Source organism: Pseudarthrobacter oxydans (genome assembly GCF_013314975.1).
Taxonomy (GTDB): Bacteria; Actinomycetota; Actinomycetes; order Actinomycetales; family Micrococcaceae; genus Arthrobacter; species Arthrobacter oxydans.
Genome location: NZ_JABTYH010000029.1, coordinates 43512 through 66797, shown reverse-complemented (window position 1 = coordinate 66797; position 23286 = coordinate 43512). Strand labels below are relative to the sequence as shown.

Below are 23286 nucleotides of genomic sequence, written 5' to 3'. Positions count from 1 at the left end.
TCCGCCGTGGTGCCAGGCGAGGAGGTGGTCTGCCTCGTTATCCAAAGACGGGTTGCTGCAGCCGGGGAACGGGCACTGGCCGTCGCGAAGCCGGAGCCAGTTCCGCATGGCTTTGGTGACCCGGTAGCTGCTCCGCCCGATCTCCAGCGGCGCCCCGTCCCGCGGATCGACCAGGACCCGGTGGAACGAATCAGCTCCGTTAGCGATCAGGTCCCGTGCCATCGAGGCCGGGATGGGTCCGTACCCGTCGAGCATGGCTGGCTCATCGGTTACTCCCATGAGGGAGAGGACCGGCACGGTGACGAGGACCTGCGCCCGGATTGACGAAGACGGGGTGGTATCCGTTCCGGCACCTGCACCTGCGCCGGTGCTGGTGTCTGCCGGGACGTTGGGACTGTCGGTACTCCCGCGACTGCTGCTGCTGGTGTTGGTGCCGCTGGTAAGGATGGCTTCGGCGAAGGTGTCGGCGCGGAGTTGGGTGAGGGTGCGGGCCTCGTGGGGGCCTTGCATTCCCCGGGAGAGGGCGTTGAGCCGGTTCCAGCCTGCCATGGCCTGGTCGGCGGGGAGGCAGGCCGAGAGCCAGGCCATGCCGTCCTGGTCAGGCCGGTATTCGATCCGCCGGTCCGCCGCGGCCTTGGTATGGCGTTTCCCGATGGATTCGGTGTGGTGGCGTTCACGCCAGGTGCGGGCTTTGTGCCGGAGCCGGTGCGCCGGCATCTCCCCGATCGTGGCTGCGGCGGCTGGCCGTGGTGTGTCCGGGTCCAGGAAGTGGGCTTCCAAGGCGGCGACCCCGGCCGGGTCCAGGGTTGCGGCCTCGTCCGCCATGACCCGGGCGTGCTGCCACGAGATCGTCCCGGCGTGCAGGGCCGCGAGGGTCAGGGGCAGGGTGGTGGTCAGTGCGTGGGATGCGGACAGGAACGTGCTGGCGGCCCGCGGCCCGAGGGCCAGCACGCACCCGATCTCCGCGGCCACGGCCATTTCCTGTGCCGGCACCGGCGTCCCGGGAGGGGCCAGGGCGTGGGCGGTGTCGGCGTATTTCATGGCAGCGCGGGCCTTCAGCCCCGCCACGCCGGCTTCCACCGCCGCCGCACCGGCGAGGATGTCCAGGCTCCCGTCTGCCAGCCCGGCCAACGGATCGGCAGCGGAGAACGGCTCCGAACCGCGCCCGTCCACCTCCGCGTTGAGCACGGCAAGGGCGGCCCTGATATCCGCAAACGCCTTCGCCACCGCTTCCCTGCCCATAACCCATCCTGCCAAGGGGGTCCGACAATGAGGGACAGAACAGGCGGACCGGCCGGGTAGGCGTTCCTTACCCCCCGGCGAAAGGTGGCAAAACGTCCACGACGTCGCCGGCTTTTAACACAACTGAGTGGTCACGCACCGCCACTTCGTTGAGCAGGAAGCTGCTCCGGGAGAGGATGCGGGGAAGCGGGGGAGTGCCGGCCGGAGGTTCAGGGCGCTCCACGGCCAGCACGGCCTCCAAAAGGTCAGCCACGGTGGCGCCCTCCGCGAGGTGGAAGCTCTCTTCGTCCAGGCCGGCAGCAGCGCGTGCGGCAGCGAAGTAACGTACGTCCAAGAGATTCAGCCCCCGATGGCGCTCATGCTGCGGTCCGGCTGGACGAAGTCCGGAGCATCAAGTCCCACGTGGTCCATACCGTGGGCCTTCGGCTTAAGCCACATTGCGTCCTGCCAGCGCTGGGCGAGGGCTGCGTCGCCGGCACCCGAGCGCAGCAGTCCCAGCAGATCGAACTCCTCGCGGGAAAAGAGGCAGCTCATGATCTTGCCCTCTGCCGTGATCCGGGTCCGGCGGCAGTCGGAGCAGAAGGGTTCCGTCACGGACGCAATGATTCCCACGGTTCCCAGCACCGGACCGGACCCGGCATCGGAGCCCGCCGTCCGGCGTCGTACTTCAAAACGTTCCGCAGGCGCACCATCACGGGCCCGGGGATCGGCGCTGAGGACAAAGTCCTCGGAGAGCAGCCGGCGGATCTCGGCAGCCGTAATCATGTTCCGCCGTGTCCAGCCGTGGTCGGCATCCAGCGGCATCTGCTCGATGAAGCGAAGCTCGTAGCCGCGGCCGAGCGCCCAGTCCAGCAACGATGGCGCCTCGGCGTCGTTGATTCCACGCATCAGCACCGCATTGAGCTTGACCGGCCCAAGCCCCGCGGCCCACGCGGCATCCACGCCCGCCAGTACCTGGTCCAGGAACGGCCGGCGGGTCAGCTGGGTGAAGGTTTCCTCGTGCAGCGAGTCAAGGGACACGTTGATGCGGGTCAGTCCGGCGGCCTTCAGGGCGGCCGCCTTCTTCGCCAGGCCAACGCCATTGGTGGTCATAGAGATCGGCAGGTCCGGGTGGTTGCTGCGCAGGGCGGAAATGATGTCCACGAGGTCGTGCCGGACCAGCGGCTCGCCGCCGGTCAGCCGCAGCTCGCGGACTCCCAGCTGCCCGACCCCAATGCCCACGATGCGGACGATCTCCTCCGCGGTCATCACGGCCTGCTTGGAAAGCCACTCCAGACCCTCTGCCGGCATGCAGTAGGTGCAGCGCAAGTTGCATTTGTCAGTCAGGGACAGCCTCATGTCCGTCGCCCTGCGGCCATACCGGTCTGCGAGCCCGGCCGGCGCATCCCCGGGGCGTGCGGCCGGAACTGACGGCAGGGGTGCGTCTGCTTCCCCCCGTGGCTGCGGCATGCCTAGCTGGACACTCATGAATTCAGGCTACGCCACCTTGGGGCGCACATCACACACGGTGCGGACCGGAGGACGCAACACATTCCCGGCAGGACCGGCGCCATGCGTATTCCGCGAACCTATGCTGGAGGGGTGAGCAGCTCCGAGCCAGGGCAGGCAACGCCATCAGCGCAGGCAAGGCAATCACGGCCGCCAGGGCAGGCAACGCCATCAGGGCAGGCAACGCACGACGGCGGGCCGCGGCACCCTCCGCGGGCCGCAGCAGCTGCCGGCGTCGTCGCAGTGGTGAGCGCCGCCGTGCTGGGAGAACTGCTGGCCGGATTCTTCAGTCCATCGCTGTCACCCGTCACCGCTGTTGGCGGAGCGGTGATCGACGCCGTTCCCCCGGGCGTCAAGGACTGGGCGGTAGCGGCGTTCGGCACCGCGGACAAGGCGGCCCTCCTCGTGGGCATGGGCCTGGTGATGGCTGCACTGGCGGCCCTGGCAGGAATCCTGGAATACCGGAAGCGCTTTGCCGGCGCGGCGCTGACCGGCATCTTCGGCACGGTGGGCCTGGCCGCCGTCCTGACCCGGGCCCAGGCCAGTGCCAACGCCGCAGTGCTGGCCGTGCTCACCGCCGTCGTCGCCGTACTTCTGCTCAGGTTCCTCATTCGCAGGCTCCAGGAATGGGAGACCCACCCGCTGGAGCCTGCCCCCGGTGCCCCGCCGCGCCGCCGTTTCCTGCAGGCGCTGGCCGGGGGAGCGGTGTTTACGGCGGCAGGAGGCCTGCTGGCGGGACTCTGGCGTGGTGCTGCAGCCGTCGCCAGCGAGGCCCGGAGCCGCGTGACCTTGCCCGTTCCCGCATCACCGGCACCGGCCATACCTGGCGACGCCGAGGCCGGAGTGGACGGCATGCAGCCGCTTGTCACCCCCAACAAAGACTTCTACCGCATCGACACCGCCCTGACGGTTCCCGCCGTGGACCCTGCCACGTGGGTCCTCAAAGTCACAGGGCTGGTGGACCGCGAGGTGGAACTGACCTTCGCCGACCTCCTGGCCAAACCCCTGACCGAGCGCCACATCACCATCGCCTGCGTGTCCAACACCGTGGGCGGAGACCTCATCGGCAACGCCCGCTGGCTCGGCTGGCCCGTCCGCGAACTGCTGGCACTGGCCGGACCCAGGACCGGCGCGGACATGGTGCTGTCAAGAAGTGCCGACGGCTGGACGGCCGGCACGCCGCTTGAGGTACTCAGCGACGGCAGGGACGCCCTGCTCGCCGTCGCCATGAACGGCGAACCGCTGCCCCTGGAGCACGGCTTCCCCGTCAGGCTGGTGGTGCCCGGGCTGTACGGGTACGTCTCGGCCACCAAGTGGGTCACGGAGCTGAAAGTCACCCGGTTCGCGGACGACGTTGCCTACTGGACGCCGCGGGGCTGGTCCGAGCGCGGGCCCATCAAGACCTCTTCGAGGATCGACGTGCCCCGCCCCGGAAGGCAGGTGAAGGCCGGGACAGTCATGTTCGGCGGTGTCGCCTGGGCGCAGCACACCGGCATCGGCACCGTAGAGCTGCGGCTGAACCGCGGACCCTGGCGCCAGGCAGACCTGGCCCAAGGCATCTCGGTGGACACCTGGTACCAGTGGAAACTGGGCGTGGAGCTGACGGAGGGCCAGTACGAAGTCCAGGTCCGTGCCACGGACCTCGCGGGACGCGCCCAGGACGAGCGGAGCCGGCCAGTTGTCCCGGACGGAGCCACCGGGCTCCACACGATTAGAGTGGACGTGACACCCTGAACGCTCGACCTGAAGGCGGAACCATGGCCAGCCCGCAACCGCATGGAACGTCTGCAGAGGCGGAGCGCCGGACGGAGCACCAGCGGCATCACGCACAGCACCAGGCGAGGTCCGTGGCAGACCATGCAGCCGCCGTCACTGCGTTGCTGGAGCCTTTGCACTCGGTGCACCGGACGGAAACGTTGCCCCTTGCAGATGCCCTGGGCCGCGGCCTGGTGGCGGACGTGCGTGCCGCCCTCAGCCTGCCGCCTTTCGCCAACTCCCAAATGGACGGCTATGCCATACGTTCCGTAGACGTGCCCGACGGCGGCGCAGAGCTGGGCATCATGCCTCCCGTCCCAGCGGGCGCAAGCCCTGCACCACTCCAACCCGGCATGGCTGCCCCGATCATGACCGGAGCCATGCTGCCGGCGGGGGCTGACGCCGTCGTCCCTATCGAGCGGGCCGTTCCGGACCGCTTCCTGCCAGCCGCCGCCCAGGCCAAGGAACACGCCACCGTGTGGCTGCCGCCGGCAGCGGCAGGCACGTTTGTCCGCGCTGCAGGCAGCGACGTGCAGGCCGGAGCCACGGCCCTGGCGGCGGGCACCTTCCTTGGCCCGGCCCAGCTGGGACTCCTGGCCGCGCTGGGCATCCCGGACGTGACGGTGTACCAAGCCGTGACCATCCTGCTGGTCACCACCGGCGACGAAGTGGTGGAGCCCGGCCGTGAGCTCCCGCCCGGCAAGATCTTCGACTCCAACGGGACCCTCCTGGAAGCCGCCATGAAACAGGCAGGACTGCACGTCCGCCGTGCTGGCATCGCCACGGACAACCCGGACGCGCTCAGGACGCTGCTGCGGGAAGAACGTGCCGGAACGGACCTGATCGTGACCACCGGCGGGGTCAGCCAAGGCGCGTACGAAGTGGTCCGGCAGGCCATGGCGGACCAGCCGGTCGAGTTCCTGCATGTGGCCATGCAGCCGGGCGGGCCGCAGGGGATCGGCACCTTCGAAGGACGTCCCTTCCTCGGGTTCCCCGGCAACCCGGTCAGCTGCCTCGTGTCCTTTGAAATGTTCCTCCGCCCCGTCCTCGCCGCCCTGCTGGGCGCCCCGGCGCCCCGCCTGCCGGTCCGCGCCCAACTCAGCCAGCCGCTCACCTCGCCCGGGCACAAGCACCAGGTCCGCCGCGGCACCCTCAAAGCGGACGGAACCGTGGAACTGCAGGGCGGCGAAAGCTCACACCTCATGCACGCGCTGGCAGGCTCCAACGTGCTGGTCCATGTTCCGGAAGGAGTGGCCGTGCTCGCGGCAGGGGCGGAGGTGGAAGTATGGATGCTGTGAATGCAGAACAGACCCCGGCCGGGCTGACGCACCTGCGCCAGGACGGCAGCGCCCAGATGGTGGACGTCTCCGCCAAAGCCGAAACCACCCGTGAGGCCACAGCCACCGCTACGGTCCGCACCACCGCAGAGGTCATGGGCCTGCTCGGCTCGGGCGGCCTGCCCAAGGGGGACGCCCTGGCCGTGGCACGGGTGGCCGGGATCATGGCCGCCAAAAAGACCCCCGAACTGATTCCGCTGTGCCATCCGCTTCCCCTGTCCAAGGTCACCGTGGACTTCGAGCTGGCACCGGAGGCCGTCTCCATCCTGGCTACCGTCAAGACGCGCGGCGTTACCGGCGTGGAGATGGAAGCACTCACGGCAGCCTCGGTGGCGGCGCTCAGCGTTTACGACATGGTCAAGGCGGTGGACAAGCACGCCGTCCTCACCGACATCAAGGTGCTGGCCAAAAGCGGCGGCAAGAGCGGGGACTGGACACTGTGAGCAGCCCCGGCACCCTGAATGCCCCCGACCCCCACAGCCACGGCGACGTGCAGGGCAGGAAGGCAGGCGTCGTCATTGCCTCCACCCGTGCCGCGGCCGGAATCTACGACGACGAAACCGGGCCCGTCATCACCGACTGGCTCACGGAACACGGGTTTGACGTGTTTCCCGCCATGGTGGTTCCCGACGGCGAGCCGGTAGGAGCAGCCATCCGTGCCCTCCTGACCCAGCGCCCCGCCGTCGTCATCACCAGCGGCGGCACGGGCCTCAGCCCGGACGACCGGACCCCCGACGTCACCCTCCCGCTGCTGGACCGCGAAATTCCCGGCATCATGGAAGCGGTCCGCCGTGCCGGAGCCGCGAAAACCCCGCTGGCGGCGCTCAGCCGTGGTTATGCCGGTGCAGCCGGGACCACGTTCATCATCAACCTGCCCGGATCACCCAAGGGAGTCATGGACGGGCTGACCGTCCTTGACCCGGTGATCGGGCACCTTTGCGACCAGCTGGAAGGCGGACATGGGCACTGAAGCAGCATTCGAGGTAGTCAACGCCGTGCTGAGCGCGGAACCCATCTCCGTCGACCAGGCCATCGCCGCGGTGGAAAGTGACACAGCCGGTGCGGTGGTGAGCTTCAGCGGCGTGGTGCGCAATCACGACGGCGGCAAGGCGGTTGAGCGGCTCAGCTACAGTGCGCACCCCACGGCCCACCAGGTGATGGCCGACGTCGTGGCCCGCCTTGCAGCCGAACAGCAGGCTGCCCGCGGCAGCGGCGAAGGCGAAGGCGGCACCGGCCCGTTGCCGCAGCCCGTGCGGATCTGGGCAGCGCACCGGATCGGCATGCTGGAAATCGGTGATCCCGCGCTGGTGTGCGCCGTGTCCGCGGCCCACCGCGGGCAGGCCTTTGCGGTGTGTGCGGAACTGGTGGACAGGATCAAGGAGCAGGTGCCCATCTGGAAGGAACAGTTCTTCGCTGACGGCACCGTGGAGTGGGTGGGTGCGGGCAGCTGACGCTGCTGCTGCGGTTCCGCTGCCGCCATAGCCGGCCCTGTTCCTGCGAGGTAACGCACAGTCCCCGGTTCCCCTGCCTCCCTGCCCCGCCGGTAGGGTTAACGGCATGACCGAACAACTCTCCGATCCCAAGCTGGTGGCCGTCCTGGGCGCCAATGGCCGCATGGGCGCCGAAGCCGTAAAAGCCGTTGAAGCCGCACCCGACATGAAACTCGTTGCGGCCCTGGGGCGGGGTGATTCGCTGGACAAAATCACCGCTGCCGGCGCCCGGTACGTTGTGGACCTGACCGTTCCGGAAAGCACCGAAGCGAACGTCCGCTTCGCCGTCGAGCATGGCATCCACGCCGTGGTGGGCACCACCGGCTGGGATGCCGACCGCCTTGCCGGGCTGGAGAGCCTGCTGGCCGGCCACCCGGAGACGGGCGTCCTGATCGCCCCGAACTTTGCCCTTGGTTCGGTGCTCGCCTCGGCCTTTGCCGCCAAGGCATCCAAGTACTTTGAATCCGTGGAGATCATCGAGCTCCATCACCCGGACAAGGTGGATGCCCCCTCCGGCACCGCGGTCCGTACCGCGCAGCTGATCGCGGCCGAACGCAACGCCGCAGAGGTGCCGCCCAGCCCGGATGCCACCACCAGTGAGCTGGCGGGAGCGCGTGGCTGCGAGGTTGACGGCATCCGGGTCCACAGCGTCCGCCTCCGAGGACTGGTGGCACACCAGGAAGTCCTGCTGGGCGGTTCCGGTGAGCAGCTGACCCTGCGCCACGACTCCTTTGACCGTGCCTCCTTCATGCCGGGCGTGCTTCTTGGCGTGCGCAACGTGGCTGCCCACCCCGGGCTGACGGTGGGCCTGGACGGCTACCTGGACCTGGGGTTCTAGGCCATGGGCGGACTGCTGGCAGGGTTCCGGAAGAACCGCACCAAGATCTGGGTGGGGGCGGTAACGCTGCTGCTGGTCTTCTACCTGGTGGTGTCCTTCCAGCGTTCCATCCTCCTCCTTACGGACAGCAACCTGGCGGCCCAGGCAATCGGGGCTGCGTACCTGGTGCTGCCGGTCATTGGTGCGTGGGCCCTGATCCGGGAACTGATGTTCGGGGCCCGGACCGAGCAGATGGCAAAGGTCCTGGAGGCCGAGGGCGGCCTGCCGGTGGATGAGCTGCCCCGCACGCCCGCCGGCCGGATCGTCCGCTCGGCAGCGGATGCGGAATTCGAGAAGTACAAGGTTGAGGCCGAGGCCGCTCCGGACGACTGGCGTTCCTGGTTCCGGCTGAGCTGCGCCTATGACGCCGCGGGCGACCGCAAGCGTGCCCGGGCCTCCATGCGCGACGCCGTCAGGCTCTTCCAGGGAAACGCCCCCGCCTAGGGGAGGACAGCCTTGACCTGGCCGCGGCCCACCTGGTTTGCCGCGTGACCCAGCCATTCGAGGGGGCCGCGCCACTTGAGCAGCACGAACACGATGCCCACGATCATGGCCGTGGCGGCCTGGGCAAAATACATCCCGTCCTCGGTCCAGCCGGCGGGCAGCGGCTTCAGGTAGAACCCTGAAACCACCCAGACGTGGACGGTGTAAAGGCTCAGGGTCATCGCGCCCGCGCCGCGCAGCGGCAGCAGCAGGTCCAGGTCCACCCATTCGGCCAGCCGGCCCAGCAGGAGGCATGCCCCTATCACGGCCACGGCCACGGCCGATGTGTGCAGCAGGTCCAGGGTGGTTGCGGAGTGTGGCGCGGCAGATGCCAGCCACCACCAGGAACCCTCCTGTGGGATACCCGTCAGGTTGACCTGCAGCACGCTGTCCAGCGGGTATCCGGGGGAATTGAGCACCTCCTCCAGGGCAGCGCGGCCGCCCCAGCTTTCCATGGCGGTGACCCCCAGGGTCTTGGCCAGGACGGCAACCACCGAACCGGCCACCAGCAGGACCACCGGAACCATCGCCCTGCCCAGCACCAGCCGGCCCACGATGAGCCCCACCAGCAGGTACGAAAGCCACTGGAACGCGGGGTAGTAGCCGGTGAAGAACACATCGGCCAGCAGCCGTGACGGAGTGGCGAGGTCCTCCCAGGACGGGTTGTGGCCCAGTTTGAGAGGAGGCTCGGCCGCCAGGAGCCATGGGCGCAGCATGTACGCCAGGACGGGGGAGCCCAGGATCCAGCCGCCGGCCCACCCGCAGAGCCGCTTCAGGCCCATCCCGAGGAAGGGCAGGACACACAGGAACAGCACCGCGTAATGGACCAGGATGATGGCAAGGTTGACTTCCAGCCCGCCCAGGGTAAGACCGACGGCGGCTATCACCAGGGCGCGCAGGGCAATGCCGCGGCGGGCGGCGGTGAGGTCCGGGCCCTGCACCGGCTTGTGCTTGCCCGTGGACAAGGCCAGGCCCACCCCGGCCAGGACAGCGAACAGCGCCGCTGCCCTGCCCGAAAACGTGAGACCGATCCATGTAGGAGTGAGGCCGGCGTTTGATTCGAAGGTGGGGAGCAGATGGGTGGCCATCATCCCGAGCAGCGCGAGGCCACGGGCCGCGTCGATGCCGTGGAGGCGCCCCGAGGCGGGCTGCCCGCCGGATTTCCGGGACGTTCTGGCCGCATTACGGGACGTCATGACCAGATCGTCTCACACCTCCCTGTGCCGGGGTTGCCCGCCGGACCTCCTTGTATTCGAATATATGTTCGAATAAGATTGCCGCCATGTACACTCCATCATCCGGAAGCCCTGCCGATAACTCCGGCAGTGACGGGCTCGCCAAGGCCATGAGCCCGGGGGTCGTCGACTACCTGTTCCGCCAGTTGGTGGCCGGCCGGCCGCCCGAGGATGTCCAGTGGGAGCGGGAGGGCATCAGCCTCGCGGCCCAACCTGAGGGAGCGGAGCTGGCCCGGCGCCTCGCCGAGACGGACATCGATGCGCTCACCCCCGTGGAGCTTTTCCACTACGTCAGGGCTGCCCAGCGGCTGTCGTCGTGGGCCGAGGACCTGCGCCAGGCCGCCGTCGGACGGTATTGCCACCCGCCGGCTTACCGCCCGCCGGTGGAGCCGCCCCGCCCCGCCCGGCACCCTGCCTCCTGACCAGCGGGGCGCCCCATTCCTTGGCCGGCTCCCATGACCGGCGGTGCACCCCATGTATGACTGGCGGGCGCCCCACGTCCTGGCCGGGGGCGGCTCCCGCTGCTGGTTCGGTGCCGGGCGTTGACCGGAAAGTGGTGGCGGAAGGGGTGGGTCGCGCGCGGCGGTGGTGCGGCCGGTCCAGTATTTGACGTGCATCACGCCCCTGGCATTGTCCTAACCAGCCGTGGACAGGGTAACGTTTTTTCCATGGCTGACACATCCGCGCATCTCCCTGCCCTTGGTACTCTTCTGACCGCCATGGTCACACCGTTCACCAAGGACGGCGCAGTGGATTATGAGCAGGCTGCAGCACTGGCCAGCAGGCTGGTGGACGACGGCTGCGACGGCCTAGTGGTTACCGGAACCACAGGCGAAACCTCCACGCTCACCGACGAGGAAAACCTCGGCATGTTCCGCGCCGTCAAGGACGCGGTGGGCGGCCGTGCCGCCATCATCGCCGGCACAGGCACCAACGACACCGCCCACTCAGTCCACCTGTCCCGGCAGGCCGCAGCCCTCGGCGTCGACGGCCTCCTGCTGGTGACGCCGTACTACAACAAGCCCAGCCAGGCCGGTGTCCGCGCGCATTTCGAAACCGTCGCCAACGCCGTGGACGTCCCCGTGATGCTGTACGACATTCCCGGACGATCCTCCATCCCGATCGAGCCCGACACCATGATCCGGCTGGCACAGCACCCGAACATCGTGGCGGTGAAGGATGCCAAGGCCGACTTCGTCGCTGCCACCCGCGTCATGGCCGAGACGGATCTCCTGTTCTACTCAGGTGACGACGGACTGACCCTTCCATGGATGGCGCTGGGCGCCGTCGGCCTTGTGGGCGTTACAACGCACGTGGCCACGCGCCGCTTCCGCGAGCTCATCGACGCCGTCAACGCGAACGACCTCAGCACCGCCCGCAAGATCAACTTTGAACTCCAGCCCGTGGTGCGTGCCACCATGACCCGGGTCCAGGGCGCCGTTGCGGCCAAGCAGATTCTTAAATGGCAGGGAGTCCTGCCCAACTCGATTGTCCGTTTGCCCCTCGTGGAGCCGGACGAAGCCGAGATCGAAACCATCCGCGGGGATTTGGCGGAAGCGGGGCTGGTCTTTTCCTGAGGAGTAAGACCAGCACCCTTCCGCCTGGAAAGTAGTGCAATATGACCCAAACTGCCCTCACCGGCCTTGTCACCCCTCCCCGCCTGCCGCAGGGAACGCTCCGGATTGTTCCTTTGGGCGGACTGGGGGAGATCGGCCGGAACATGGCCGTGTTCGAGATCGACGGCAAGCTGCTGATCGTGGACTGCGGCGTCCTCTTCCCCGAGGAAACCCAGCCCGGCGTTGACCTGATCCTGCCCGATTTCTCCTACATCGAGGACCGGCTGGACGACATCGTGGCCGTTGTCCTCACCCACGGCCACGAAGACCACATCGGGGCCGTTCCGTACCTGCTGCGGCGCCGCAACGACATCCCGCTGGTGGGCTCCCAGCTCACCCTCGCCCTGATTGAGGCGAAACTGCAGGAGCACCGCATCCGGCCTTACACGCTCACTGTTGAGGAAGGGCAGGTGGAGAAGTTCGGTCCCTTCGAATGTGAGTTCGTGGCCGTCAACCACTCCATCCCCGACGCCCTCGCCGTGTTCATCCGGACGGCCGGCGGCACAGTGCTGCATACCGGCGATTTCAAAATGGACCAGCTGCCGCTGGACGGGCGCATCACGGACCTCCGCCACTTCGCCAAGCTCGGCGAAGAAGGCGTGGACCTCTTTATGTCCGACTCCACCAACGCCGATGTCCCGGGCTTCACTACCGCCGAGAAGGAAATCGGCCCCACGCTGGAACGGCTTTTCGGCCAGGCCACCAAGCGCATCATCGTCGCGTCCTTCTCCTCGCACGTACACCGCGTGCAGCAGGTCCTGGACGCAGCCGCCAAGCACAACCGCAAGGTGGCCTTCGTTGGCCGCTCCATGGTCCGCAATATGGCGATTGCCGAAAAACTTGGCTACCTGGACGTCCCCCCGGGCCTCATCGTCGACATCAAGAACATCGACAACCTGCCGGACAACCGCGTGGTGCTGATGTCCACCGGATCCCAGGGCGAGCCCATGGCCGCACTGTCCCGGATGGCGAATGGCGACCACCGGGTGGTGGTGGGCGACGGCGACACCGTCATCCTGGCCTCAAGCCTTATCCCCGGCAACGAGAACGCCGTGTTCCGGATCATCAACGGGCTGCTGAAGCTGGGCGCCGACGTGATCCACAAGGGCAACGCCAAGGTCCACGTCTCCGGCCACGCCGCGGCCGGGGAGCTCCTGTACTGCTACAACATCCTCGAGCCGTTGAACGCCATGCCGGTGCACGGTGAAACCCGCCACCTGATCGCCAACGGCAAGATCGCCATCGAGTCCGGTGTTCCGGAAGCAAGCGTCATCCTCGCGGACAACGGCACGGTCATCGACCTCAAGGACCACCGCGCTGACGTGGTGGGACAGGTCGAAGTCGGCTTCGTCTACGTGGACGGCTCCAGCGTGGGCGAGATCACCGACGCCGACCTCAAGGACCGCCGGATCCTCGGCGACGAAGGCTTCATCTCCATCATCACCGTCATCCACCGCGCCACCGGCAAGGTGGTGTCCGGGCCGGAAATTCACGCCCGCGGCGTGGCAGAGGATGATTCCGTCTTCGACGACATCATCCCCAAGATCAACGCTGCGCTGGAGGAAGCCGTGCTCAACCATGCGGACCACACCAGCCACCAGCTCCAGCAGGTGGTCCGCCGGGTGGTGGGCACCTGGGTCAACCGCAAGCTGCGCCGCAAGCCCATGATCATTCCCGTGGTGCTCGAGGCCTGACATCCGCTGCCGCTGCCGGCCTGCGTTCCCGTGCCCCACGGGACCGCGGGCCGGAGGCGTTTAAGGGGCCGCGAACCGGGGAACGGCGGCACCCAAATCCCCGGAAATCCGGCCCAACTCGGGTACCGTGGCTAGTATGGCCACTCGTACTACTTCCGCGCCCAATGGATCCAGCAGGGGCCGCGCCGGCAGCAAAACCGGCAGCTCCTCCGGCCGCGGCGCTGGCTCAACGGCCGCCAAAACCGGACGTGCCGGCGGCTCCACGAGCACTGCACGCACCCGCCAGCTTCCCGCCGTCGAGCACCACCAGCCGTGGCTGCTGCGCGTGGTGGGCGGGGCATGGCTGGGCCTCGGCCACCTGGTAGGCGGAGGGGTGCGGCGCATCGGCCATGACGTCAGCGACCTCCCGTCAGAGGACCGCCGGGACGGCGCCGCCCTGTTCAACCTCGCCCTCGGAATCTTCATCGCCACCTTTGCCTGGTGGGGCCTTACCGGCTGGTTCCCGGACGCCGTATATGCCGTGGTCAACGGAACCTTCGGCTGGATATCACTCCTGCTTCCGCTCATGCTGTTTGTCTGCGCGTTCCGGCTCTTCCGCCAGCCGTCCGACGGGCGGGGCAACAACAGGGTGGGCATCGGCTTCCTGATCATGACCTTTGCCGGCTGCGGGCTGGCACACGTCCTGGGCGGGCAGCCCACGGTTGCCCAGGGCTTTGACGGCCTCCGCCAGGCCGGCGGAATGCTCGGATTCCTTGCCGCATCGCCCCTGGCCGCCATCCACTCCGCTGTTCCGTTGGTGCTGTACTCCCTGCTGGCGTTCGTCTCACTGCTGATCATCACCGCCACGCCGTTCACTGCAGTCCCGCGCAGGCTGCACGCTGCCTACGACCACCTCATGGGCATCGACCTCCTGGATGAACAGGACCGTGACAAGCACGACCGCAGCTACCTGGAACGGACCCCCGCCGCCGCACCCCCCAAGAATGCCAGGAAGAAGAAGCGCCGCTTCTTCGGCAAGGATGAGGAGGACGGCGACGCCGGACTGGAAGGCTATGTGGGCGACGAAGCGTTCGAGCACGCCGTGATCGACGACGACGACCCGAAGCCGCCGCGGCCGGCCCCCGGCGTCCGCCGTCCCACCCAGGCGGAGATCGCCGTCGAAAAGATCAAGGCGGCCCAGGGACTCGGTGCCGGCGCCCCGCCCTCCGCGGGGGAGAACGCCACCGAAGCCATCCCTATGATCACCCCCGGCATGGCCCCGCCAGCGGCAAAGCCGGCCGCCGCGCCCACCGTGCCGTCCAACCCGGTGGCACCCGCACCACCGCCGGTTCCCATCCCGCAGCGCACCGAGCAGCTGTCCCTCGCCGGCGACGTCACCTACACGCTCCCGGCCTCGGACTACCTGACCCCCGGATCCATCCCGAAGGAGCGCACGGAAGCGAACGACGCCGTCGTCGCTGCCCTGACCGACACCCTCCAGCAGTTCAACGTCGATGCCACGGTCACCGGCTTCAGCCGCGGCCCCACCGTGACCCGGTACGAGATCGAGCTGGCCCCGGGCACCAAAGTGGAGCGCGTCACCGCACTGTCCAAGAACATCTCCTACGCCGTGGCGTCCAGTGACGTGCGCATCCTCAGCCCCATCCCGGGCAAGTCCGCCATCGGCATTGAGATCCCCAACACCGACCGCGAAACCGTCTCCCTGGGCGACGTCCTTCGCAGCCAGAACGCCCGCCGCACGGACCACCCGATGGTGATGGGCGTTGGCAAGGACGTGGAGGGCGGCTACGTGGTGGCGAACCTCGCCAAGATGCCCCACCTCCTGGTGGCCGGTGCCACCGGTGCCGGTAAATCATCCTTCGTGAACTCGATGATCACCTCCATCCTGATGCGCGCCACCCCCGATGAGGTTCGCATGGTCATGGTGGACCCCAAGCGCGTGGAGCTCACCGCCTACGAAGGCGTCCCGCACCTCATCACGCCCATCATCACCAACCCGAAGAAGGCGGCCGAGGCGCTCCAGTGGGTGGTCCGCGAGATGGACGCCCGGTATGACGACCTCGCCAACTACGGCTTCAAGCACATCGACGACTTCAACAAGGCGGTCCGCGCCGGCAAGGTCCAGCCGCCGGTGGACTCCAAGCGCGTCATCCGGCCCTACCCGTACCTGCTGGTGATCGTGGACGAGCTTGCCGACCTGATGATGGTGGCTCCCCGCGATGTTGAAGACTCGATTGTCCGCATCACCCAGCTCGCCCGCGCCGCCGGCATCCACCTGGTCCTGGCCACCCAGCGGCCGTCCGTGGACGTGGTGACCGGCCTCATCAAGGCGAACGTGCCCTCACGCATGGCGTTTGCCACGTCCTCGGTGACCGACTCGCGCGTGGTCCTGGACCAGCCCGGGGCCGAAAAGCTTATCGGCCAGGGTGACGCCCTGTTCCTGCCCATGGGTGCCTCCAAGGCCATGCGCGTCCAGGGCGCATGGGTCACCGAATCGGAAATCCACAAGGTGGTTGAGCACGTCAAGGGACAGCTCCAGGCCACCTACCGCGACGACGTCGCAGCCGAAGCGCCCAAGAAGCAGATCGACGACGACATCGGGGACGACCTCGAAGTCCTGCTGCAGGCCACCGAGCTGGTGGTCACCACGCAGTTCGGCTCCACGTCGATGCTGCAGCGCAAGCTGCGGGTCGGCTTCGCCAAGGCCGGACGGCTGATGGACCTGCTGGAATCGCGCGGGGTCGTTGGCCCCTCCGAAGGCTCCAAGGCCAGGGATGTCCTGGTGAAACCGGACGACCTCGCACCCGTCCTTGCCGCCATGAAGGGGCAGGAAGCCCCGGCAGCACCCGATTCGCAGACCGCCGCGCTGAGCGACAACGCCAACGCCAACATCGCCCAGGGCGGCTACGCCGAGGACCTGGTGGCCGCAGACCTTGACCAGCGGAAGCAGAACGTCGAATATTACGACGGCTCGGATTCCCCGTCCGGCGGCTATGACGACGAAGACGGCTCCGAGGACGCCTGGTCCCTGACCGGGCGTTAGCCCGGGGACTGTAGCCTAGAAACGTGACTAGCACCGATGCAACCGCCGCCGGCCCAGGCCGTGCCGGGGTCTGGAACCTTCCCAACATCCTGACCATGATCCGCATCGCACTGGTGCCGTTTTTTGTCTGGTTCCTCATCGCGGACGCCCCCGGGCTGCGCAGTGAGGCAGGCGTGTGGCGCTGGGCGGCGGTCCTTGCGTTCGCCGTCGCCATCTACACGGACAAGCTCGACGGCGACATCGCCAGGAGCCGGAACCTCGTCACCGACTTCGGCAAGATCGCCGACCCCATTGCGGACAAGCTCCTCATCGGCTCGGCGCTGGTGATGCTCTCGGTGCTCAGCGAACTGCCATGGTGGGTTACCGTACTCATCCTCGTCCGCGAATGGGGCGTCACGGCCCTGCGCTTCTTTGTGATCCGCTACGGCGTTATCCCGGCCTCCCGCGGCGGCAAGCTCAAGACCGTGGTCCAGACCGCAGCGATCTTCCTGTACCTCCTGCCGCTGGGCTCTTTTGCACCGTGGCTCGTGTGGGTGGCGTTTGCAGTGATGATGGCCGCTGTGGTGATCACAGTGTGGACCGGCGTGGAATACGTGGTGGAAGCACTGCGGATCCGGGCCAAGGGAAAGCTGCAGGCGCGCAACGAAAAAGGCCAGGAACCCGCATGACCAATCTCCACCACTTGTCGGCTGAAGCGGTCCGCAAAGCCCTCGACGCAGGGCGGACCGTGGCCACCGCCGAATCACTGACCGCCGGCATGGTGTCCGCAGTCCTTGCGGACACCCCAGGCGCCTCAGGCATCCTGCAGGGCGGCGTGGTTGCCTACCAGAACTCCGTTAAGGAAAAAGTCCTGGATGTCCCGTCCGTGCTCCTGGCGCGCGTCGGATCCGTCGACCCGGACGTTGCCGCGGCCATGGCGGCAGGAGCCCGCGCCGTCCTCAACGCTGACATCGGCGTCTCCACCACAGGCGTTGCCGGGCCGGAGGCACACGACGGAAAGCCCGTGGGCACCGTCTACGTCGGCATAGCCACCGCAGCCGGAACGGCCGCTTTCGAATACGCCTTCTCTGGAAGCCGTGCCGAGATCCGCGGACAGGCGTGCGGGGCGGCCCTCGAAAGGCTCCTCGAAGCCCTGTCCGGGTAGGCCCGGTTTCCCGAAGTTACTGGGCGTAAAGTTGACGGGAACAAAAGCCGGTACCGATTAGTTATTACATTGTGTCGCTTCCGGAGAGCGGAGGCGCCTAGGATGAAATGACCACGACGGTTCGCCTTAGGGCGGACCTGACCAATGAGGGAGCAAGGCGATACAGATGGTAAAGCAGCCCGTATCCGTAAACGGCGTTGTCCGCTGGAAGGATGTGGGCCTCGCCGATCAGGGCAAGAGCGAACAGAAGGAGCGCAAGATGGTTGTACTTCGTCACGAAATTGGTGATGTCCTGCGCGATGTCCGCCAGCGTCAGGGGCGTACGCTCCGTGAAGTTTCGCACAGCGCCCGTGTCTCCCTGGGTTACCTCAGTGAAGTGGAGCGCGGCCAGAAGGAAGCATCATCCGAACTGCTGTCCTCGATCTGCTCGGCCCTGGACGTTCCGTTGTCCAGCATGCTTCGCGAGGTGAGCGACAGGGTGGCGGTGGCAGAAGGCGTTGCCGTTCCGGACACCGTTCCCCAGGAATTCTCCCAGCGTTATGGCCGCGACCTTGAGCGCGACCTCAACACTGAACTTAACGACGAACTTTCCACGGGCCTCCTTTCCGGCGCCCGGTAGGGTTCCGCCGGAAGGCGGCTCCCGGAATGTAGCAAACACTGAAGCCCCCGGCCGCGGCCGGGGGCTTCAGTGCGTTTCTGCTATTGATTTTCCAGGGTGGGCGCCGGGCCATCCTTCGGGAAGCCGTCCCGTTCGTAGGTGGAGTTCAGCTTGGCCATGCAGCGGGCCAGTTCCTCGAGTTCCTCCACCGGCCACTCGCCGAGGCGTTCCCGGAACACCTGCCGCCGGGCGTCCTGGACCTGGTGCATCTTTTCCTCGCCCTTGGCGGTCAGCCGGATTGCCTGCGCCCGTCCGTCCAGGGGATCAGCCTCCTTGGACACAAGACCCAGGCTCTCCAGGAAAGCAATTTGCCGGCTGACGGACGGCTTGCCGACGCCGATGTTCATCGCCAGGTCGGTGAGGCGGATCGGTCCCTCACGACGGATCACCGTCAGGAGGCCGTACGCCGCCGGCTCCATGTCCGGATGGACCTCGCGGGAAAGCTGGTTGGAGATCGACCGTGCGCGCCGCCAGAAGAGACTGATCTGGTGTTCCACGTTTTGTACCGCGGCGTCCACGGTCGCCTCATCATGGCGGCCTTGCGGGGAGGGGACGTCAGGGGAGTTGCTCATGGCAACAATTCTAGTGCGCCGGATCGTGAGAGACTTTTCTGGTGCGAATCAGCGATTATTGGCGACTCATGGACGACGAATTCGGCGCCGGGTACTCGCGGGTCCTCAGCAGCAGCCTTGTCCTGGCAGGGGTGGGCGGGCGCACCGCGGACCAGGCGCTTGCCGCCGGCATAGAGCCCCGCAGGGTGTGGCTGGCCGTCTGCGACGTGCAGGATGTTCCCGCCGAGCGCCGCCTGGGCCGGGATATCAAGCCCCGCACCGACTAGCCGGTTTCTCCTGACACGCCGTGCGGTTGTTCGAATACCTGTTCGGGTAAAGCTATGCTTTTCCTAGCGGGTTATCCACATAGCCGCCCTCACCCGGCCGGAATGTCAGTGGGTCCCAGTAGCGTCAGAGATGACCAATAAACGGCCGCTGAGGCCACTCCAAAGCGAGAAAGCATTAGAGGTGTGAACCATGGCGGCAGCCCCGGATCGTGCAAAAGCGCTCGAAGCAGCGCTGGCCCAGATCGACAAACAGTTCGGTAAAGGCTCGGTCATGCGGCTCGGCGACGAAGTCCGGGCCCCGATCGAGGTCATCCCCACCGGATCCATTGCCCTGGATGTTGCTTTGGGAATTGGCGGCCTTCCCCGTGGCCGCGTTGTTGAAATCTACGGGCCGGAATCGTCCGGTAAGACCACCGTGGCGCTCCACGCCGTGGCCAACGCCCAGCGCCTGGGCGGCATCGCCGCCTTCATCGACGCCGAGCACGCCCTTGACCCCGAGTACGCCGCCAAGCTCGGTGTGGACACCGACGCCCTCCTCGTCTCCCAGCCGGACACCGGCGAGCAGGCGCTGGAAATCATGGACATGCTGGTGGGCTCGGGCTCCCTGGACGTCATTGTGATCGACTCCGTCGCAGCGCTGGTGCCCCGCGCCGAAATCGAGGGCGACATGGGTGACAGCCACGTCGGCCTCCAGGCCCGCCTCATGAGCCAGGCCCTGCGTAAGATCACCGGCCGCCTCAGCCAGACCAAGACCACTGCGATCTTCATCAACCAGCTCCGCGAGAAGATCGGCGTCTTCTTTGGCTCCCCGGAAACCACCACCGGCGGTAAGGCCCTGAAGTTCTACGCCTCCATCCGTATCGACGTCCGGCGTATCCAGACCCTGAAGGAAGGTGCCGATTCCGTTGGCAACCGGACCAAGGCGAAGATCGTCAAGAACAAGATGGCTCCGCCCTTCAAGGTGGCCGAATTCGACATCATCTACGGCCAGGGCATTTCCCGTGAGGGCGGCATCATCGACATGGGCGTCGAGCACGGCATCATCAAGAAGTCCGGCTCCTGGTTCACCTACGACGGCGACCAGCTTGGCCAGGGCATGGAAAACTCCCGCAGGTTCCTCCGTGACAACCCTGAACTTGCTGCCGAACTCGAGCGCCTGATCAAGGAAAAGCTCGGCGTGGGCGTCAAGCCCGCAGAACCGGAGTCCAAAGACTCCCCGAAGCTGAAGGCCGTTGACGGGTTCTAGCCGTTGACCGGTATCGACAATCCGCGTCCCCGCCGGGCGAAAGCCGGCGGGCGGCGCGGAGTTTCAGATGACGGCGCGTTCCAGGACGGCCCGGACCACGGCTCTTCCGTTGCCGGGGACGCAGAGCCGGATCCGGTGTCCGTTGCGCAGAACATCGTGTACCGGCAACTGACCGCGTCGGCCAAAAGCAGGCTGCAGCTCGCCCGGAAACTCGCCGAACGGAACATCCCGGAGGACGTCGCCGAGGCAGTCCTGGACCGCTTCCAGGAAGCACGCCTGATCAACGACGCCGAATTCGCGGACATGTGGGTGAGGAGCCGCTCCCAGTCGCGCAAACTTGCAAAAGGCGCGCTGCGCCGCGAACTCGCGGAGAAGGGCATCGACCAGGAAACCGCCGCCGCAGCCTTGGACCAGCTGACAGACGCGGATGAGGAAGCCGCCGCCCGGCAGCTCGTGGAGCGGAAGCTCCGCCCGGGAACGGATCTGCAGGACCAGGCTGCAAGGGACAAGGCAACCCGGCGGCTGGCCTCCATGCTGGCCCGCAAGGGCTATCAGCCCTCGCAGGCGTTCCGGATCGTCAACGAGGTCCTGGACTCCTGCGCCGGAGCCGACCGTGGCAACCCGTAAAACCGGTACCCTTAACAGGTGAGTTTGACCATCCCTTCCCCTTTTCCCGGTACCAGCCCCTCTGCAGAAGCTGGCGGTGCTCCGCAATCCGGTGCTCCCAAGCCCCGCACCTACCAGGTGCGGACGTTTGGCTGCCAGATGAACGTCCACGACTCGGAGCGGATGGCCGGGATGCTGGAGGACGCAGGGTACGTGCCGGCAGACGGTGAGCAGGCCGACGTCGTGGTGTTCAACACTTGCGCGGTCCGGGAGAACGCTGACAACAAGCTCTACGGCAACCTTGGCATCCTGGCTCCGGTGAAAGCAGCAAACCCCGGCATGCAGATTGCTGTGGGCGGCTGCCTCGCGCAGAAGGACAGGGAAACCATCCTGAAGAAGGCCCCGTGGGTGGACGCCGTTTTTGGCACCCATAATGTCGGCGCCCTGCCCGCCCTGCTGGACCGCGCCCGGCACAACAACGAGGCACAGCTTGAAATCCTCGAGTCGCTGGACGTCTTCCCCTCCACGCTTCCCACCAAGAGGGACTCCGTCTACTCAGGCTGGGTATCGATCTCCGTCGGCTGCAACAACACCTGCACTTTCTGCATCGTGCCCGCCCTCCGCGGAAAAGAGAAAGACCGCAGGCCGGGAGACATCCTGGCGGAGATCCAGGCCCTGGTGGACGACGGCGCCATCGAAGTCACGCTCCTGGGCCAGAACGTCAACTCCTACGGTGTCGAGTTCGGCGACCGCCAGGCATTCTCCAAGCTCCTCCGGGCCTGCGGGGACATCGAAGGCCTGGAGCGGGTCCGCTTCACAAGCCCACACCCAGCCGCTTTCACCGACGACGTCATTGACGCCATGGCCGAGACCCCCAATGTGATGCCGCAGCTGCACATGCCGCTGCAGTCGGGGTCGGACAAGGTTCTTCGGGACATGCGGCGTTCCTACCGGTCCAGCAAGTTCCTGGGGATCCTGGACAAAGTGCGCGAAAAGATCCCGCACGCGGCAATCTCCACCGACATCATTGTGGGATTCCCCGGCGAAACCGAGGAGGACTTCCAGGCGACGCTGGATGTCGTGGAGAAGTCACGCTTCGCCACCGCCTTTACGTTCCAGTACTCCAAGCGCCCCGGAACCCCTGCCGCTGACCTGCCGGACCAGCTTCCCAAGGCAGTGGTCCAGGAACGGTTCGAACGCCTGACTGCCCTCCAGGACCGGATTGCGGCAGAGGAGAACCGGCTCCAGCTCGGCCGCCGCGTTGAGGTTATGGTGACGGCGCAGTCCGGACGGAAGGCAGGCGAGACGCACCGTCTGTCCGGCCGTTCGCAGGACCAGCGGCTGGTGCACTTCTCGGTTCCTGAGGGTGCTCCCGCTCCCCGGCCGGGAGACCTGGTCACGGTGACCATCACCGAGGCCGCCGCATTCCACCTCGTCGCCGATCCGGCCCTGGAGGATTACAGCCTCCGGCGTTCCCGGGCCGGCGACGCCTGGGACAGGTCGCAGGCAGATTCCTGCGGAGCACCCACGCCCGGGGCAGGGGCAGGCGGCAAGGGCGTTTCGCTGGGCATGCCCTCCTTGCCTGTCCGCACGCGCTGACCGGTGGGCGCACCGCCTGTCATCGCCGTCGTTGGCCCCACAGGGTCCGGCAAGTCAGACCTCGCCGTAAGCCTTGCCCTTGAACTCGGCGGCGAAGTCATCAACGCCGACGCCATGCAGTTCTACCGCGGCATGGACATCGGCACCGCAAAAATCACGGACGCTGAACGCAGGGGAGTTCCCCACCACCTGCTGGACATCCTGGAGGTAACCCAGGAAGCCAGCGTGTCGCAGTTCCAGCAGCAGGCCCGGGAACTCATCTCGGACATCCACGGCCGCGGCAAGCGCGCCATCCTGGCCGGCGGGTCCGGCCTCTACGTGCGGGCCGCGCTGGACGTCCTTGAGTTCCCGGGGACTGATCCGCTGGTGCGGCAACGGCTGGAAGCCGAACTCGCTGCGCAGGGGACCGCGGTGCTGCTGGAGCGGCTGCGGGAGGTGGACCCTGTGTCCGCCGGCAGGCTCTCGGATGACCGGCGGATCATCCGGGCCCTGGAAGTCCATCAGCTCACCGGGCGGCCGTTCAGCTCCTTCATGCCGCAGCGCGAGTACTTCCAGCCTGCCGTCCAGATCGGCCTGGCAGTGGACCGCGAGGTGCTTCGGGACCGGCTCGCCGGACGCGTCCACCGCATGGTTGACGCCGGCCTGCCCGCCGAAGTCCAACGGCTGGACGCCCGCGGGCTGCGGCAGGGAAAGACCGCCCCCCGCGCCCTGGGATACTCACAGTTCCTGCGGGTTATCGACGGCGAATGGACCGTTCCCGAGGCCGCGGAGGCCACCATCGTGGCCACCCGGCAGTTCGCCCGGCGCCAGCTCACCTGGTTCCGGGCCGATCCGCGCATCCACTGGCTGGACTGGCAGGATCCGGCCCTGGTGGACAGAGCGGCGGCGCTCTCCTGTTTTTAGCGCTGCACCGCCCGGCCGGTACCCTTGGAACC

General features: G+C 67.2%; 24 protein-coding genes. 19 read left to right on the top strand and 5 right to left on the bottom strand.

The window, feature by feature from the left end; all coding sequences use genetic code 11:
* The 3 genes from HTS88_RS17005 to moaA form a co-directional block, all read right to left on the bottom strand.
* Positions 1-1242 (bottom strand): HNH endonuclease signature motif containing protein (locus HTS88_RS17005; protein ID WP_174180403.1); only part of this gene is annotated, 1242 nt, incomplete at its 3' end.
* Between the two features lie 67 nt (positions 1243-1309).
* Positions 1310-1576 (bottom strand): MoaD/ThiS family protein, encoded by a 267-nt coding sequence (locus HTS88_RS17000; protein WP_174180401.1) that lies wholly within the window; start codon positions 1574-1576, stop codon positions 1310-1312.
* A 5-nt stretch (positions 1577-1581) separates the two neighbouring features.
* A complete protein-coding gene (gene moaA / locus HTS88_RS16995; RefSeq protein ID WP_174180399.1) occupies positions 1582-2709 on the bottom strand; it encodes a GTP 3',8-cyclase MoaA in 1128 nt (375 codons plus the stop codon).
* 267 nt (positions 2710-2976) lie between these two features.
* Between moaA and HTS88_RS16990 the strand changes: the two genes are divergently transcribed.
* The 7 genes from HTS88_RS16990 (at position 2977) to HTS88_RS16960 (ending at position 8633) form a co-directional block, all read left to right on the top strand.
* A complete protein-coding gene (locus HTS88_RS16990; protein WP_425515565.1) occupies positions 2977-4464 on the top strand; it encodes a molybdopterin-dependent oxidoreductase in 1488 nt (495 codons plus the stop codon).
* A gap of 23 nt (positions 4465-4487) precedes the next feature.
* A complete protein-coding gene (locus HTS88_RS16985; protein ID WP_174180395.1) occupies positions 4488-5783 on the top strand; it encodes a molybdopterin molybdotransferase MoeA in 1296 nt (431 codons plus the stop codon).
* Positions 5771-6265 carry a cyclic pyranopterin monophosphate synthase MoaC gene (moaC, locus tag HTS88_RS16980; RefSeq protein ID WP_174180393.1) on the top strand — a complete coding sequence of 165 codons (495 nt, stop codon included), beginning with the start codon at positions 5771-5773 and terminating at the stop codon, positions 6263-6265. The genes HTS88_RS16985 and moaC overlap by 13 nt, the downstream gene beginning before the upstream one ends.
* The gene (locus HTS88_RS16975) at positions 6262-6792 is read left to right on the top strand and encodes a MogA/MoaB family molybdenum cofactor biosynthesis protein (RefSeq protein WP_174180391.1); all 531 of its coding nucleotides are present in this window, start codon (positions 6262-6264) and stop codon (positions 6790-6792) included. Before moaC ends, HTS88_RS16975 begins: the two co-directional genes overlap by 4 nt.
* Positions 6782-7273, top strand: a complete 492-nt coding sequence (locus tag HTS88_RS16970; RefSeq protein ID WP_174180389.1) for a molybdenum cofactor biosynthesis protein MoaE — start codon at positions 6782-6784, stop codon at positions 7271-7273. Before HTS88_RS16975 ends, HTS88_RS16970 begins: the two co-directional genes overlap by 11 nt.
* Before the next feature lie 106 nt (positions 7274-7379).
* Positions 7380-8150 carry a 4-hydroxy-tetrahydrodipicolinate reductase gene (gene dapB / locus HTS88_RS16965; protein WP_174180387.1) on the top strand — a complete coding sequence of 257 codons (771 nt, stop codon included), beginning with the start codon at positions 7380-7382 and terminating at the stop codon, positions 8148-8150.
* A 3-nt stretch (positions 8151-8153) separates the two neighbouring features.
* Positions 8154-8633 carry a hypothetical protein gene (locus tag HTS88_RS16960; protein WP_174180386.1) on the top strand — a complete coding sequence of 160 codons (480 nt, stop codon included), beginning with the start codon at positions 8154-8156 and terminating at the stop codon, positions 8631-8633.
* Here HTS88_RS16960 and HTS88_RS16955 read toward each other — a convergent pair.
* Positions 8630-9868, bottom strand: coding sequence for a heparan-alpha-glucosaminide N-acetyltransferase domain-containing protein (locus HTS88_RS16955; protein ID WP_174180384.1), 1239 nt, complete (start codon positions 9866-9868; stop codon positions 8630-8632). The two genes, HTS88_RS16960 and HTS88_RS16955, sit on opposite strands and share 4 nt — an antisense overlap.
* Positions 9869-9954: 86 nt before the next feature.
* Between HTS88_RS16955 and HTS88_RS16950 the strand changes: the two genes are divergently transcribed.
* The 7 genes from HTS88_RS16950 to HTS88_RS16920 all read left to right on the top strand — a co-directional run bounded on the left by HTS88_RS16950 (position 9955) and on the right by HTS88_RS16920 (position 18023).
* Entirely contained in the window at positions 9955-10329 is a 375-nt protein-coding gene (locus HTS88_RS16950) for a hypothetical protein (RefSeq protein ID WP_246256388.1), read from the top strand.
* Between the two features lie 246 nt (positions 10330-10575).
* Positions 10576-11484 (top strand): 4-hydroxy-tetrahydrodipicolinate synthase, encoded by a 909-nt coding sequence (gene dapA / locus HTS88_RS16945; RefSeq protein WP_174180382.1) that lies wholly within the window; start codon positions 10576-10578, stop codon positions 11482-11484.
* Between the two features lie 41 nt (positions 11485-11525).
* Complete coding sequence (locus HTS88_RS16940; protein WP_174180380.1) at positions 11526-13217, top strand: ribonuclease J; 1692 nt, start codon at positions 11526-11528, stop codon at positions 13215-13217.
* A 136-nt stretch (positions 13218-13353) separates the two neighbouring features.
* Positions 13354-16260 carry an FtsK/SpoIIIE family DNA translocase gene (locus HTS88_RS16935; protein ID WP_174180378.1) on the top strand — a complete coding sequence of 969 codons (2907 nt, stop codon included), beginning with the start codon at positions 13354-13356 and terminating at the stop codon, positions 16258-16260.
* Between the two features lie 23 nt (positions 16261-16283).
* Complete coding sequence (gene pgsA, locus HTS88_RS16930; protein ID WP_174180375.1) at positions 16284-16928, top strand: CDP-diacylglycerol--glycerol-3-phosphate 3-phosphatidyltransferase; 645 nt, start codon at positions 16284-16286, stop codon at positions 16926-16928.
* Positions 16925-17404 (top strand): CinA family protein, encoded by a 480-nt coding sequence (locus HTS88_RS16925; protein ID WP_174180372.1) that lies wholly within the window; start codon positions 16925-16927, stop codon positions 17402-17404. The genes pgsA and HTS88_RS16925 overlap by 4 nt, the downstream gene beginning before the upstream one ends.
* 166 nt (positions 17405-17570) lie before the next feature.
* A complete protein-coding gene (locus tag HTS88_RS16920) occupies positions 17571-18023 on the top strand; it encodes a helix-turn-helix domain-containing protein (RefSeq protein ID WP_041652016.1) in 453 nt (150 codons plus the stop codon).
* Positions 18024-18103: 80 nt separating this feature from the next.
* On the opposite strand, the gene HTS88_RS16915 is transcribed toward HTS88_RS16920, so the two are convergent.
* The gene (locus tag HTS88_RS16915; protein ID WP_174180370.1) at positions 18104-18634 is read right to left on the bottom strand and encodes a MarR family winged helix-turn-helix transcriptional regulator; all 531 of its coding nucleotides are present in this window, start codon (positions 18632-18634) and stop codon (positions 18104-18106) included.
* Between the two features lie 41 nt (positions 18635-18675).
* On the opposite strand from HTS88_RS16915, the gene HTS88_RS16910 reads away from it, so the two are divergent.
* The 5 genes from HTS88_RS16910 to miaA all read left to right on the top strand — a co-directional run bounded on the left by HTS88_RS16910 (position 18676) and on the right by miaA (position 23254).
* Positions 18676-18900: a DUF3046 domain-containing protein gene (locus HTS88_RS16910; protein ID WP_066274882.1), complete on the top strand. Its 225-nt coding sequence runs from the start codon at positions 18676-18678 to the stop codon at positions 18898-18900.
* Between the two features lie 190 nt (positions 18901-19090).
* Positions 19091-20146 carry a recombinase RecA gene (gene recA, locus HTS88_RS16905; RefSeq protein ID WP_066274884.1) on the top strand — a complete coding sequence of 352 codons (1056 nt, stop codon included), beginning with the start codon at positions 19091-19093 and terminating at the stop codon, positions 20144-20146.
* Positions 20147-20149: 3 nt separating this feature from the next.
* Positions 20150-20773 (top strand): regulatory protein RecX, encoded by a 624-nt coding sequence (locus tag HTS88_RS16900; protein ID WP_377086860.1) that lies wholly within the window; start codon positions 20150-20152, stop codon positions 20771-20773.
* Positions 20774-20791: 18 nt separating this feature from the next.
* The gene (gene miaB, locus HTS88_RS16895; protein ID WP_174180368.1) at positions 20792-22351 is read left to right on the top strand and encodes a tRNA (N6-isopentenyl adenosine(37)-C2)-methylthiotransferase MiaB; all 1560 of its coding nucleotides are present in this window, start codon (positions 20792-20794) and stop codon (positions 22349-22351) included.
* Positions 22352-22354: 3 nt separating this feature from the next.
* Positions 22355-23254, top strand: coding sequence for a tRNA (adenosine(37)-N6)-dimethylallyltransferase MiaA (gene miaA, locus HTS88_RS16890; RefSeq protein WP_174180366.1), 900 nt, complete (start codon positions 22355-22357; stop codon positions 23252-23254).
* Positions 23255-23286: the final 32 nt, after the last annotated feature.